Origin of the sequence: Streptomyces sp. NBC_01216, from assembly GCF_035994945.1 — a bacterium.
Taxonomy (GTDB): Bacteria; Actinomycetota; Actinomycetes; order Streptomycetales; family Streptomycetaceae; genus Streptomyces.
In genome coordinates, this window is the sequence record NZ_CP108677.1 from 1,353,449 (window position 1) to 1,366,806 (window position 13,358).

A 13,358-nucleotide genomic window follows, 5' to 3' on the forward strand; every position below is an offset into this window, starting at 1 on the left:
GAGGCCGGCCACGGTCACGGGCGCCGGGACGGCCCTCGCGGCCTGGGCACTCGTCGCCGTCGCCGTGATCGTGGTACGGCGCCGGGACATGCGAGAAGGGCTCGGCCGGGTGCGGCCGTGCCGTGATCGCCAGGTACGGCCGGTGCCGCCCCCGGCCGCCGGGGCGCGGCTCCGGGCCGGCGGCTCCGGGCTACCGGCTCCGCGGGATGACCGGCCAGGCCGACTCGACGACCGCCGTCGGGTCCGTGGTCCGTCGCAGGTACGCCTGCAGGGAGGCCGACTGCACGGCCGCGGCGCGCACCTGGAGGTCGTGCAGGTCGGTCGGGGACATCACTCCGACGGGCTGGTGCTTCTCGCCCATGCGTCGCACCACACGGGCGGCCGCCACGGCGTCCGCCCGCGCGTCGTGCGCGTCGTCGAGCGGGACGCCGTAGTGTGCGCACAGCGCGTGCAGGGCGCGTCTGCCCTTCCGGTACTTGTCGACGTGCTTGTCGATCACGAGGGGGTCGATGACGGGCGAGGGAATGCCGCCCAGTCGCTCGCTGATCGACGCCCTGCCGTACCGCCGGCACTCGCGGTCCAGCAAGGACAGGTCGTAGCGCGCGTTCATCACGACCAGCGGTGTCCCGGAGCGCAGCACCTCGGCGACGGTCCGGGTGATCTCCTCGATCGCGGACGAAGCCGGCACCCCGCGCTCCCGGGCGTGGTCCGTCGAGATGCCGTGGATCGCCGAAGCCTGCTCGGGTATCACCACTCCTGGATCGAGCAGCCAGTTCCGCTCCGCCGACACGGTGCCGTCCGGCTCCAGCCGCACGACCGCCGCGGTGACGACGCGGTCGGTCTCGACGTCCGTCCCCGTGGTCTCCAGGTCGAAGGCCGCCAAGGGGCCCGTGGTCCAGCTCATCGCGTGGCCCCCGCTCGTGTCGCCCCTGCCGGAAGACGGGCGTCCGGGCCCGTGAGGCGCACCGCCCGTCCGCCGCGGGCCCCGGCGACCGGCGCCGTCCCGAGCCGTGCCTCCGGCGGTCCGGTACCGGTGGTCACCAGGCCGAAGCCGACCAGCTCTTCCCCATGCCAAACCATCGGTTCCTCCTTGCGTGATCTCCCCCGTGGTGATCTCCCCCGTGGTGCTGTTCACCCTGCCACGCGTCACTGACAACGGCCGGGGCACGGGCCTCAGGAGACGGGACGTGAGTCGAGCCATACCGACTCGAACTCCTCCCGGTATGTCGCGAAGAGTCCGTTCTCACTGTCGCCCGCCTGCCGGCCGGAGCGGACCAGGTCGCGTCCGCCGCCCCTCAGTACCAGCACCGGCGCCTCCATGCCGCGGGCCCGCCGCAGATAGGACTGGACGACGGCGACGCCGTCCGGGCCGTCCCCGTCGACGAGGTAGGCGGTGAAACGCGGGGTCTCGTCGAAGACGTGGATCTGGAAGGCGCCGGGGTCCCGCAGCCGGGATCGGACCCGGCGCATGTGGAGGATGTTCATCTCCACGGACCGGCTCAGCTCACCCTTCTTCAGACCGAGTTCCCGCTCTCGCCGTTTGACGGCGCTGCTGGCCGGGTTCAGGAAGAGCAGCCTGATCCGGCAGCCTGACTCGGCCAGCCGCACGAGCCGGCGGCCGGAGAAGTTCTGCACCAGCAGGTTCAGTCCTATGCCGGTGGCGTCGAGGCGCCGGGCCCCTCCGAAGAGGTCCTCGGCGGGCAGCTGCCGCTGGAGGCGGACCCGGTCCGGGTGGACGGAGACCACGTCCGCGTACCGGTCGCCGACCAGGTCCTCGACGGCGTCGACCGGAAGGCGGTCGGCGGAGGGGACCCCCGCTCCGCTCCCGAGGATCTCCAGGAGCCGCGCGGAGGCGCGCTCGGACTGGGCGAGCACCGTCAGCGACAGCGCGCGGTTGCGGGAGACGACGTTGCGGGTCACCTCCAGCTCGTCCAGGGCCAGCTCCACCTCGCGCCGGTCGTCGAAGTACGGCTCGAAGCAGGGCCAGTGCTGCACCATCAGCTCCCGCAGCTGCGGGAGCGTGAGGAAGCTGAGGACGTTGTCGTCGGCCGGGTCGAGGAGGTAGCCCTTGCGCCGCGACACCTCGCGCACGGCCACGGCCCGCTGCACCCACTCCTGGCCGGCCGGACCCGCCGCGGCCACCACCCAGTCGTCACCGTGCACCGGCTCGTAGACCGGCCGCAGCACCGCGGCGACCACGGCGCGCAGCCGTTGCTCGACGAGATTCAGCCAGACGTAGGCGCGGCCGGCCCGCTGGGCGCGGGTGCGCACCTCGCTCCAGGCTTCGGCGCCCCAGGAGAGTTCCGCTCCGATCTCCATCGGCCTGGCGACGGACACCGCCCCTGGCGGCACGTCCCCGGGGTCGGGGGAACTCCCCTCGTGACCCGCGTCACCTGGGGGCAGCTCCAGACCTCCCGAGCTCACCCACGCACCGCCTTCTGCTCCTGGACGCCCGTCGGACAAAGATCAACGAAGGGTACTCCGGGAACGGAAGGCGGTGCAGCAGGATCGGCAGGCTCCTGCTCAACTCCCCTGATCCGAAGCGCCGTTCCGGTCGGCGAGATCGGACGGAGTGAGCGGTTTCATAGCGATTGCCCCCTCCGGGGGGCGGCCGGAACCCCGCGGGTGGGCGTACCCGACACGGTGCCTCGTCACGGCGACGCGGCGGAACCCCGCGCCGGCCCGACCCGGCCCGCGGCGGGACGGCCGCACCCCGGGACCGGCCCCCGGCGCGCCCGCCGCTGACGAGGAACCTCGGAGCGCGGGGCACCCCCGGCCCGGCCCCGCACGAGGAACCGCGGGGGCCGCCGTCCGAGCCCCGGGCAGCATGGCGCGCGCCGGCGCTCCCCCGGGCGACGACGCGACGACGCGCCGACGCGCACGCATACGCATACGCATACGAACCGTTCTTCCCCGATTCTCGCTGATTTCCGCACGGTCACCCGGTAGGACCGGCCGAAGTCCTAGGACGCGGTCCCACTTTCGGGCAGGATCTGGCCGGAGTGCACCCCAACACCCGGATCAGAATGGAAGAGTCGTATCTATGCAGGTCTGGCCGGGACAGGCGTATCCCCTGGGCGCCACCTACGACGGCGCCGGAACGAACTTCGCGGTCTTCTCGGAGGCCGCACACCGCATCGAGCTGTGTCTGCTGCACGACGACGGCTCGGAGACGGCGGTGGAACTGCGCGAGACGGACGCCTTCGTCCGCCACGCCTATCTGCCGGGCGTGATGCCCGGCCAGCGCTACGGGTTCCGGGTCCACGGACCCCACGCCCCGGAACAGGGGCAGCGCTGCAACGCGGCGAAGCTGCTCCTGGATCCCTACGCCCGCGCGGTCTCGGGCCGGATCGACTGGGGTGAGGCCGTGTACGGCTATCACTTCGGCAGGCCCGACTCGCGCAACGACCTCGACTCGGCTCCGCACACGATGACCTCGGTCGTGGTCAATCCGTACTTCGACTGGGGCGACGACCGCCGCCCACGGACCGACTACCACCGGACAGTGATCTACGAGGCCCATGTGAAGGGCCTGACGATGCTCCACCCGGAGCTTCCGGAGGAACTGCGCGGCACGTACGCCGGGCTCGCCCACCCCTCCGTCATCGGACATCTCAAGGAACTGGGTGTCACGGCACTGGAGTTGATGCCGGTCCACCAGTTCGTCAACGACCACCGGCTGGTGGACGCGGGTCTGTCGAACTACTGGGGCTACAACACCATCGGCTTCTTCGCCCCGCACAACGCCTACGCCTCCTGGGGCGACCGGGGCCAGCAGGTCCTGGAGTTCAAGTCGGCGGTGCGGGCCCTGCACCAGGCCGGAATCGAGGTCATCCTCGACGTGGTCTACAACCACACCGCGGAGGGCAACCACCTCGGCCCGACGCTCTCCTTCCGCGGCCTGGACAACCCGTCGTACTACCGTCTGGCCAACGATCCCCGCTACTACATGGACACCACCGGCACCGGGAACTCCCTGCTGATGCGGTCCCCCCACGTGCTGCAGCTGATCATGGACAGTCTGCGGTACTGGGTGACGGAGATGCACGTCGACGGCTTCCGCTTCGACCTGGCGGCCACCCTCGCCCGGCAGTTCCACGAGGTGGACCGGCTGTCGTCGTTCTTCGACCTGGTCCAGCAGGACCCGGTGGTCAGCCAGGTCAAGCTGATCGCGGAGCCCTGGGATGTCGGCGAGGGTGGCTACCAGGTGGGGAACTTCCCGCCGCTGTGGACCGAGTGGAACGGAAAGTACCGCGACTGCGTGCGGGACCTGTGGCGCGGCGAACCCCGCACGCTGGCCGAGTTCGCGTCCCGGCTGACCGGCTCGTCCGACCTCTACCAGGACGACGGCCGCCGCCCGCTCGCCTCGGTGAACTTCGTGACCTGCCACGACGGATTCACCCTGCGGGACCTCGTCTCGTACAACGGAAAGCACAACGAGGCCAACGGCGAGGGCAACCGTGACGGCGAGAGCCACAACCGCTCCTGGAACTGCGGCGAGGAGGGCGACACCGAGGACATCGGCATCCGGGAGCTGCGGGCCCGCCAGTCACGCAACTTCCTCGCCACCCTGATGCTCTCGCAGGGTGTGCCCATGCTCAGTCACGGCGACGAGTTCGGCCGGACGCAAGGCGGCAACAACAACGCCTACTGTCAGGACAACGAGGTCTCCTGGGTGCGCTGGCCGGAGCCGGGCGGCGAGGAGGACGGCACGCTGCTCGCCTTCACCCGGGCGATGGTGCGGCTGCGCCGTGACCATCCGGTGCTGCGGCGCCGCCGCTTCTTCCACGGCAGGCCGGTGCAGGGCACCCACGACGAGCTCACGGACATCGCCTGGTTCACCCCCGAGGGCGAGGAGATGACGGCGCGGGACTGGCAGGCGGCCCACGCGCGGGCGCTGTCGGTGTTCCTCAACGGCAACGCGATCTCGGAGCCGGGTCCGCAGGGCGAACGGATCGCCGACGACTCCTTCCTGCTGATGTTCAACGCCTCCGCGCAGGAGCTGGAGTTCGAGGTGCCGGTCAACCACGGCCAGACCTGGAGGGTGGTGGTCGACACCTCCCATCCGGAGGGCATCCCCCCGCTGGAGGGCCCGAAGGTGGCCGCGGGCGAGCGGGTGACGCTGGCACCGCTCAGCCTGACGGTGCTGCAGCGGCCCGCGTAGTCGACGGCGCGGCCCCTGACCGTCCCTTGTCGGCCCGGGGCCGGGCGCCGGGCCCCGGCGGCACTCCACGGACCGCCACGGGGGCGCCGGCCGGTCCTCGTTCGGCGGCGGCCGTACGGGTGTGGGTCCGTCCCCGCCGACGACGCGCGGGACGCCCCCCGGATGCCCGCCGGGCCGGGGCGGAGCGCGACCGGTCGTCGCCGTCCGGCACACCCGGCGCCCGGCGGTCCGTCTCCGGCCCGCCGCCGGGAGACGGGCACGTCTCCACGCCGCCCGCCCGTCGCGATGCACACGAACGGACGCACCGGGCGATGCGATGACACGGAAGCCGCCCAGCGGGGTACGTACGTTCGCATGACGCCCTCGTTCTCCGCTCCGACGGTCCCCACCGCCACCTACCGGCTCCAGCTCCAGCCCGAGTTCCCGTTTCCGGCCGCGGAGCGGGCCGTCCCCTACCTCGCCGGTCTCGGGGTCTCGCACCTCCATCTGTCGCCGGTCCTGGAGGCCGTGCCGGGGTCCTCACACGGCTACGACGTCACCGATCACCGGGTGATCCGGGCGGAACTCGGCGGTGAGGCGGGTCTGCGGGCGCTCGCCGCGACCGCCCGGGACCACGGGATGGGTCTGGTCGTGGATCTGGTGCCCAATCACATGGCCGCCTCACCCCGGCACAACCACGCACTGCGCGAGGTGCTCCGCGAGGGGCCGGACTCCCCCTACGCGCGCTGGTTCGACGTGGACTGGGCGGCGGCGGACGGGAGGCTCCTGCTCCCCGTGCTGCCCGGACGGCTCTCGGAGGCGCGGGAGCGGATGCGGGTGGCCGACGGGGCCCTGCACCTCGACGGGCAGGAGTTCCCGCTGCGGGACGGCACGGAGGAGCTGCCGCTCGACGAACTGCTCGACGCCCAGTGGTACCGGCTGTGCTGGTGGCGGCTGGCCCGGACCGAGCTGAACTACCGGCGCTTCTTCACGATCTCGGACCTGATCGGAGTGCGGGTCGAGGACCCCGGGGTCTTCGACGCCACCCACGGGAAGATCCTGGAGCTGGTGCGGGACGGCGTGATCGAGGGCCTGCGGATCGACCATCCGGACGGGCTCGCCGACCCCGCGGGCTATCTGGCACGGCTGCGGGAGTCGACCGGCGGCGGGTGCTGGACGGTGGTCGAGAAGATCCTCACGGGCACCGAACCGCTCCCCGCCGACTGGCCCGTCGCGGGCACCACCGGATACGACGCCCTGCGCCATGTGGACGGGCTCTTCGTGGACCCGGTGGGGGCCGACGAACTGCTCGACGTGTACCGGCAGTTCGCCGGAAGGGCCGGGGACCGCGGCGGATACTGGGAGCCGACCGCGCGCCGGGCCGCGTACAAGGTCGTGACCCACGAACTGGCCGCCGAGACCGCCGCCCTGACACGGATGGCCGAGCGGATCTGCGCCGCTGATCCCGAGCTGCGCGACCACGCGCCCTGGGCGCTGCGGACCGCGATCAGCGAACTCCTGGTCCGGGTCCCGGTCTACCGCACCTACGGATCGGGCGGTGAGACGGTACTGACACCGGACGCGGCACGCGGTGCGAAGGCCGCGTTCGCGGTCGCCGAGGAGGCGTCAGCGGTCGACACCGTGTGCGACCTGGCGCTCGGACGGCGCGGGATCGGGCCCGAACAGCGGGCGTTCCGGGCGCGGTTCGAGCAGACCTCGTCCGCGCTGCGGGCCAAGTCCGTCGAGGACACCGCGTTCTACCGCTTCACCCCGCTCCTGTCGGCGAACGAGGTGGGCGGCGATCCGGGCCGTCCGGCCGTCTCCCCGGAGGAGTTCCACGCCTACTGCCTGCGGCTGGCCCGGGACTGGCCGGCCACCGGAACGGTGCTGTCCACCCATGACACCAAACGGAGCGCGGACGTCCGGGCGGGGATCGCGGTCCTGGCGCAGTGCCCCGCCGTGTGGTCGGAGCTGCTGGAGGAGGTGGCGGGGGTACCGGCCCCCGATCCGCATCTGGCGTGGACGGCGTGGCAGACGGCGTTCGGCTTCGGAGCGGCGGACGCGGCCCGGCTGGGGCCCGCCGTGCTGAAATCCGTCCGTGAGGCGGGCCTCCACACCAGCTGGACCGAACCTGATCCGGTATACGAGCGCGCGGTGGACGAGTTCGTGGCGGCGGGTCCGGGCCGTATCCCCCTGCGCGCCGCCTCGGAGGCGGCCTTCGCGCTCGAACCACACATCCGGGCGCACCTGCTCGGTGCGACGCTGGTCCAGCTGACGATGCCGGGGGTGCCGGAGTTGTACCAGGGCACGGAGCGGGAGTACCGGGCGCTGGTGGACCCGGACAACCGGGAGCCGTTCGCGGTCGGGCCCGACGACGGCAAGACCGAGCTGGTCCGGGCTGCGCTGGGGCTGCGCCGTCGGCACCCGGACCTGTTCGGGGAGCCGGGCTCGTACGCGCCGCTGACCGCGACGGGTCCGGCGGCACGGCACTGCCTGGCGTTCGCACGCTCGGGCGAGGTGGTCACGGTGGTCACCCGGCTGCCGCTGCGCCTGGCGGAGGCCGGTGGATGGCAGGACACGGAGGTGCCGCTGCCGGAGGGCCGCTGGTTCGATCTCCTGCACGGTGTGCGGGAGTTCTCCGGTGGCGCGGTGAAGGTGGCGGAGTTGCTGGAGGAACGGCCGGTGGCACTGCTCAGCCGCCGGGCCGTACGGGAAGGCTCCGCGGGGCTCGGGTGATCAGTCCCGTCCGCTCGGGCCGGAAGCCGTCGACGAGCCGCAGCCGGGGCATGGTGTCGAGCAGGGCGCGCAGGGCGTACTCGGCCTCCAGAGCGGCCAGTTCGACGGCCGGACAGAATCCGCTGCCGTAGGTGAGCTGGCCGGGGTCGTCGCGTCCGGGATCGAAACGGTCGGGTTCCCGGAAGCGTTCGGGGTCGCGGCCCGCGGCGCCGATGAGCAGGGCGACCGGTTCCCCGGCGGGGATGGTGCCGCCGGAGACCCGCACCTCGGCGCCGGTGCGGCGGACGGCGATCTGCACGGGCGGGTCACGGCGCAGGGATTCGGCCCAGGCGCGGGCGATCGGTCCGGTCGGCCCCGGGGCCGCGTCCCGGAGCGTCGCCGGCAGGCCCGGGTCGGCGAGCACGTTGGCGAGGAAGGAGGCCAGGGCCTTCTCCCGTACCGCGATCTGGGAGGAGCACTGGCCGGCGAGCGCCGAGACGGCCCGGCCGCGTACCAGCCGCATCATGTCGCGGTAGGGCACGCCGACGGCTGCGGCGACCGTGCCGGCGGGCAGCCAGTGACAGAAGTCGGTGACCAGGTCGACCTGCGGGCGGGTGGCGATCCGGCGGGCGAGGACGTAGGCGGTACGGGCGGCGACGGCCCGCAGTTCGTCGACGTCGACCGCCACGTGGCTGTCGGCGCAGGGCGGGTCGCCGGGGCGGTGGCCGTGGGTGAAGCGGGTGTCGGTGAGGGCCGTGGCGACGTCGGCGTACCGGCTGAGCACCCAGGCCCGCAGCAGGGGGTCGTAGGTGAGCGGGAACCGCTCCCGCAGGGCGCGGTGGACGGGGTGCGGGTCGCGGGACGCGCCGGGGTCGAGGAGGCTGGGCGCGACGGTCCGGCTCCGGAGGGGTGCGGCGCCCGGTGCCGGGGTCTCCGCCCGTCCGCCCGGTGTCACCGTGCGAAGGCCGGGAGCTCTGGTCATGGGCGGGAGCTGTGTCCGGGTGTGCTGCCGTATGCCGGGCTTCGGTTCCTCGCGCATCGTGCCCCCTGTCGGTCCGGTGGGTCTCCTCACACCACCACCAGGCTGACCCTCCCGCAGCTCCCACACCGCCAACCGGGTGAAAAGGGCTGGGAAAGAAAACCGAAAGTGATCCGGGGTGTGGAGTGGGCCGAGCGGCGCGCCGGCCGTGCACCGGACCGGCGGAGACGAGACCGGCGGAGCGCGAGACCGGCGGTGGACCGGGTCAGTGCGGGGAGAGCCGGAAACTCATCTGTCCGAAGCTGACCGAATCACCCGCCCGGACCGCCACCGCCCCCGTGACCCGGCGACCGTTGACGGTGGTGCCGTTGGTCGAGCCGAGGTCACGCAGCACCCACATGCCGTTCCGGAGGGAGAGCTCGGCGTGCAGGCGCGAGACGGTCTCGTGGCTGAGGCGCAGCCCGTTCACCGGGTCACGTCCTATGCGCAGCGGCTGGACGCCCGGTGCGGGCAGCATCAGTTTCGGCAGCCGCTCGGACCGCCAGGCACGGCCGACCTTGGCCGTGAACGCCGACATCCGCTCGACCGCGCCCACCACGCGCCGGGTCCAGGTGCCCTCGGTCTCCAGGTCGGCCGTCAGGAGGGCGAGTTCGTCGGGGCGGCGGGCCACGAGTACCCGCTCCATGCGGTACAGGAAGGTGTCGTGCGAGAGGCGGCCCTGCGCGGCGCCCTCCCGGAGCAGTACCAGCGCACGGTCCCGCTCGGCGTCGGAGACCCGGACCGGGACGGCGCCGGAGTGCGTGGGGAACTCGAACGGGGTGCTCACACCCAGGATTGTCGGTCCGACCGGCACACAGTGTCCAGAAGACTCCGTGCCGGTTCTCTCCGAAGCGTTCGTTCCGGCATCACCGCAACGGTCTTCGACGGGTGGGTCACGCCGCCTCCCAGGGCCGGTCGCCGGTCCCGGCGCGCGCTCGGCCACCGCCGCGACGCACCGGGCCTGGTGGCCTCCGGTTGAGAGCCTGCCGGGTGACCTCCGGCCGGGTGGTCACGCCCTGGCACGCCCGCTGCCGGCGTTGCCGACATGCCGGTAGCTCCGTCACAGCGGCATCCCGGCGCCTTGGAATCGCGCGCACCAGACCGCGTCCGCCTGTCGGTCCAAGGCCACCCGACAAGCTCTGACAGGATGAACGCCTTAGCCGTTGGTCCATCGACGAGGGGATCGGCCAGTGCTGTTCGAGGTGTGGGCTCCCGCGGCCCGTGACCGGGTGACGCTGGAGCTGAACGGTGCGGGGCACCCGATGGAGCGGGACGCGGAGCGGGACGGCTGGTGGACCTGTGTGGCGGCGGCGGAGGACGGGGACCGGTACGGCTTCGCCCTGGACGACGGGCCGGTCCTGCCGGACCCGCGCTCACGCCGTCAGCCGAACGGCCCCGACGGGCTGAGCGCCGTCGTCGACCACGACGCGTACGTCTGGTTCGACGAGGCGCCCCGGCTGCGGCTCCGGTCTTCGGTGCTGTACGAGCTGCACGTGGGAACGTTCACCCCGGACGGCACCCTGGACGCGGCCCGCGACCGGCTGGGAGAGCTCGCCGGGCTCGGCGTCACCCATGTGGAGCTGATGCCGCTCTGCCCCTTCCCCGGCCGGTGGGGCTGGGGGTACGACGGCGTGGCACCCTGGGCGGTACACGAGCCGTACGGCGGGCCGATGGCGCTCAAGCGGTTCGTCGACACCGCGCACGGGCTCGGCATGGGCGTGGTCCTGGACGTGGTGCACAACCATCTCGGCCCGTCCGGGAATCACCTGCCCTCCTTCGGACCGTACTTCACCGAGAGCCACCACACGCCGTGGGGCGCCGCCGTGAACCTGGACGCGCCGGGTTCGGACGAGGTGCGGGCGTACCTGCTGGGCAGCGCGCTCGGCTGGCTGCGGGACTACCGGATCGACGGACTGCGGCTGGACGCGGTGCACGCCCTCGCGGACACCCGGGCGCTGACATTCCTGGAGGAGCTGTCGGAGGCCGTCGACGAACTGGCCCGGGAGCAGGGCCGTCAGCACTTCCTGATCGCCGAGTCCGACCTGGCCGATCCCCGGACCACGACCCCGCGGGTGGCCGGTGGCCTCGGACTCCACGCCCAGTGGAACGACGACTTCCACCACGCCTTGCACGCGGCTCTGACCGGGGAGTCCCAGGGCTACTACGCCGACTTCGCGCGGGCTCCGCTGGCCGCGCTCGCCAAGACGCTCCGGCAGGTCTTCTTCCACGACGGCACGTACTCGACCTTCCGGGGCCGTCACCACGGCCGCCCCGTGGACCGGGTCCGCACGCCCGCCCACCGCTTCCTGGGGTACGCGCAGACCCACGACCAGATCGGCAACCGGGCGTTGGGAGACCGGCTCTCGGCGTCCCTCTCCCCCGGGCTGCTGGCCTGCGCGGCGGCCCTGGTCCTGACCGCGCCGTCGGTGCCGATGCTGTTCATGGGCGAGGAGTGGGGGGCCGGGACGCCGTGGCTGTACTTCACCGACCACACCGATCCGGAACTAGCGGAGGCCGTACGGCGCGGCCGGCGGCGGGAGTTCGCGGCGCACGGCTGGTCGGAGGAGGAGATCCCGGACCCGCAGGACCCGACCACCCGTGACCGTTCGGTGCTGGACCGCTCCGAACGCGAACGGGCCCCGCACAACAGGCTGCTGGCCTGGCATCGAGAGCTGATCGCGCTGCGCCGCACCCTTCCGGATCTCACGGACCCGGATCTGGCGGCGGTGCGCGCGGCCTTCGACGAGGAGGGGCGCTGGCTGGCGTTCCGCCGCGGGGTGCTGCGGGTGGCGGTCAACCTGGGCGGTGAAGCGGTCGAGATCCCGCTGGGGTCGAACGGCCGGGATCGCGTCCTGGCGTCCTGGGAACCGGTCGGGGCGCCGGGCACGGACGGAATGCTGAGGCTGCCGGCGGAGTGCGCGGTCATCCTGACGGACGGCTGACCCGGGGGCCGGCCGGAGGACGGGCGAGGCACCCCGCCGCCGCGGTCCCGCCCGCCGGGGGGCGTGCGTGCGAGCGGCGTCACGGGTGCCGGGGCACGGCCTGTCGCGTCATCCGGGCCCGGTCGTCGTCGCCGCTGAACGGCGCGGGGGCGGACGTGCTCGGCGTCGGCTGTCTCCTTCGCGACGTACGGCGTCCCCCCGCCGCGACTGGTCAGCGCTGCTCGGGGTCCTGGGTGATGAGGCGGGCGAGCAGACGCTGGAAGTCCTCGCCGGCGACGATCCGCGGCTCGCCCTCCTCGGCGTGCTCGGTGAGCCGGGTGAGCCGGCCGTCCCGCCACCAGAAGACGCACGGGCTGACGGCGCCCGGCGTGTCCTCGTAGCCGGAGGCGGCGAACGAGGCCATCGCGCCCAGCGCGGGGACGATCGTGGTGTCCCGGATCGGATGGAAGGCCAGTTGGTGCCGGCACGGCAGAGCCACCAGCGCGCCGTGCTCGCCCAGCGACTGCCCGGTGACCCGGTGCGCGACCCCGTCCAGGTCGAGGACCCGGCTCGCGGTGTAGAAGGAGTCCCCGGCGATCACCTCGAAGCACATGCCGTCGGCGTCCCGGACGGTCTCGTGTCCCTCGATGGGCAGGCCACGCAGGTTGCCCAGGGCACGCTCGCGCAGCCGCCGGAGGTCACCGAGCGGCTCCAACGCCTCGTCGGTGAGCATCAGCACGCTGTCCGGCAGGTCCAGGGCGAGGATCTCGTACAGCCCGGGGGCGACGGCACGGGCGTATCCGAAGGCCGCCCGATCGATGCCGTCGCCACTGACCACGCGCGGATAGAGCTGGGACCGGATCTGCTCGGGCGGCAGCGCGTCCAGCGCCGACGGCTCCGTCACGGTCCGTACCAGCAGGCGGACGTGACGGCGGATCAGTCCGGGCCACACGCGCGTTCCGCGGTGGTCGCCGTGACACACGGCCGCGAGGTCGGCGAGTCCGAACCTGCGTCCGCCGTCGTCGGCCACCACGTCGGCGTAGACGGTGACTTCGAAGCCCAGCTCCGCGAAGGACTCCCGGACCCGGCCGCGGAAGAGCGCGGCCTCGCGGGTGGAGAGGAATCCGAACTCGGGGTCGCGGGGGGCGTCATCGCCGTCCCGTCGGGGTCCTCGCCGGAACAAGCCCACCTGTGCCCGCCTTCCGTCGCCTCCGCGTCACCGTCCAGCCTAAGGGCTGTCCCGCGATCCCCGGCGCGGGCGACCACGCCCGGATGACGGCGGCCGGGGTGCGTCTCCTGGAGGAGCCCCGGCACGAGGCGTACGGCTCGGTCGCGGTCTTCGAGGACCTCTACGGCAATCGCTGGGACCTGCTGCAGCCCGCCGCCCCGTAGACCCGGCCCTTCCCCCGGGGCCTCCCGAAAATCCGGTGTCGTCCGCAGGGCCGGCTTCCCTAGACTCACCGCACGCACCGTCCGGGTGCGCACCGTGACCAGCCGTCCGAGGGGAGCCGACCGTGCGTTGCCGCGCCGCCGCCGTCGCTCCCCGTTCCCGTTATGACGT

At 72.9% G+C, this 13,358-nt stretch carries 8 protein-coding genes and 1 pseudogene; 4 read left to right on the forward strand and 5 right to left on the reverse strand.

From position 1 onward, the window contains the following. Positions 1-190: 190 nt before the first annotated feature. Together OG393_RS05820 and OG393_RS05825 are read right to left on the reverse strand one after the other, a co-directional pair. A complete protein-coding gene (locus tag OG393_RS05820) occupies positions 191-904 on the reverse strand; it encodes a 3'-5' exonuclease (protein ID WP_327373532.1) in 714 nt (237 codons plus the stop codon). Between the two features lie 269 nt (positions 905-1,173). Next, positions 1,174-2,424, reverse strand: coding sequence for an SAV2148 family HEPN domain-containing protein (locus OG393_RS05825; protein WP_327373533.1), 1,251 nt, complete (start codon positions 2,422-2,424; stop codon positions 1,174-1,176). 619 nt (positions 2,425-3,043) lie between these two features. On the opposite strand from OG393_RS05825, the gene glgX reads away from it, so the two are divergent. Both glgX and treY read left to right on the forward strand, forming a co-directional pair. Beyond that, positions 3,044-5,164 carry a glycogen debranching protein GlgX gene (gene glgX / locus OG393_RS05830; RefSeq protein WP_327373534.1) on the forward strand — a complete coding sequence of 707 codons (2,121 nt, stop codon included), beginning with the start codon at positions 3,044-3,046 and terminating at the stop codon, positions 5,162-5,164. Positions 5,165-5,518: 354 nt separating this feature from the next. Beyond that, on the forward strand, positions 5,519-7,879 hold the full coding sequence (gene treY / locus OG393_RS05835; protein WP_327373535.1) for a malto-oligosyltrehalose synthase: 2,361 nt from the start codon (positions 5,519-5,521) through the stop codon (positions 7,877-7,879). Here the strand turns inward: treY and OG393_RS05840 are convergent. Together OG393_RS05840 and OG393_RS05845 are read right to left on the reverse strand one after the other, a co-directional pair. Further along, entirely contained in the window at positions 7,836-8,840 is a 1,005-nt protein-coding gene (locus tag OG393_RS05840; protein WP_327373536.1) for a cytochrome P450, read from the reverse strand. The two genes, treY and OG393_RS05840, sit on opposite strands and share 44 nt — an antisense overlap. 262 nt (positions 8,841-9,102) lie before the next feature. Beyond that, positions 9,103-9,663, reverse strand: coding sequence for a DUF1707 and FHA domain-containing protein (locus OG393_RS05845; protein WP_327373537.1), 561 nt, complete (start codon positions 9,661-9,663; stop codon positions 9,103-9,105). 403 nt (positions 9,664-10,066) lie between these two features. Between OG393_RS05845 and treZ the strand changes: the two genes are divergently transcribed. Beyond that, positions 10,067-11,818 (forward strand): malto-oligosyltrehalose trehalohydrolase, encoded by a 1,752-nt coding sequence (gene treZ, locus OG393_RS05850; RefSeq protein WP_327373538.1) that lies wholly within the window; start codon positions 10,067-10,069, stop codon positions 11,816-11,818. A 211-nt stretch (positions 11,819-12,029) separates the two neighbouring features. Here treZ and OG393_RS05855 read toward each other — a convergent pair whose 3' ends face one another. Next, the gene (locus OG393_RS05855) at positions 12,030-12,986 is read right to left on the reverse strand and encodes a hypothetical protein (RefSeq protein ID WP_327373539.1); all 957 of its coding nucleotides are present in this window, start codon (positions 12,984-12,986) and stop codon (positions 12,030-12,032) included. A gap of 65 nt (positions 12,987-13,051) precedes the next feature. Here OG393_RS05855 and OG393_RS05860 point away from each other — a divergent pair. Continuing rightward, positions 13,052-13,189, forward strand: a pseudogene (locus OG393_RS05860) (VOC family protein); the annotation flags it as partial. Between the last annotated feature and the right edge of the window lie 169 nt (positions 13,190-13,358).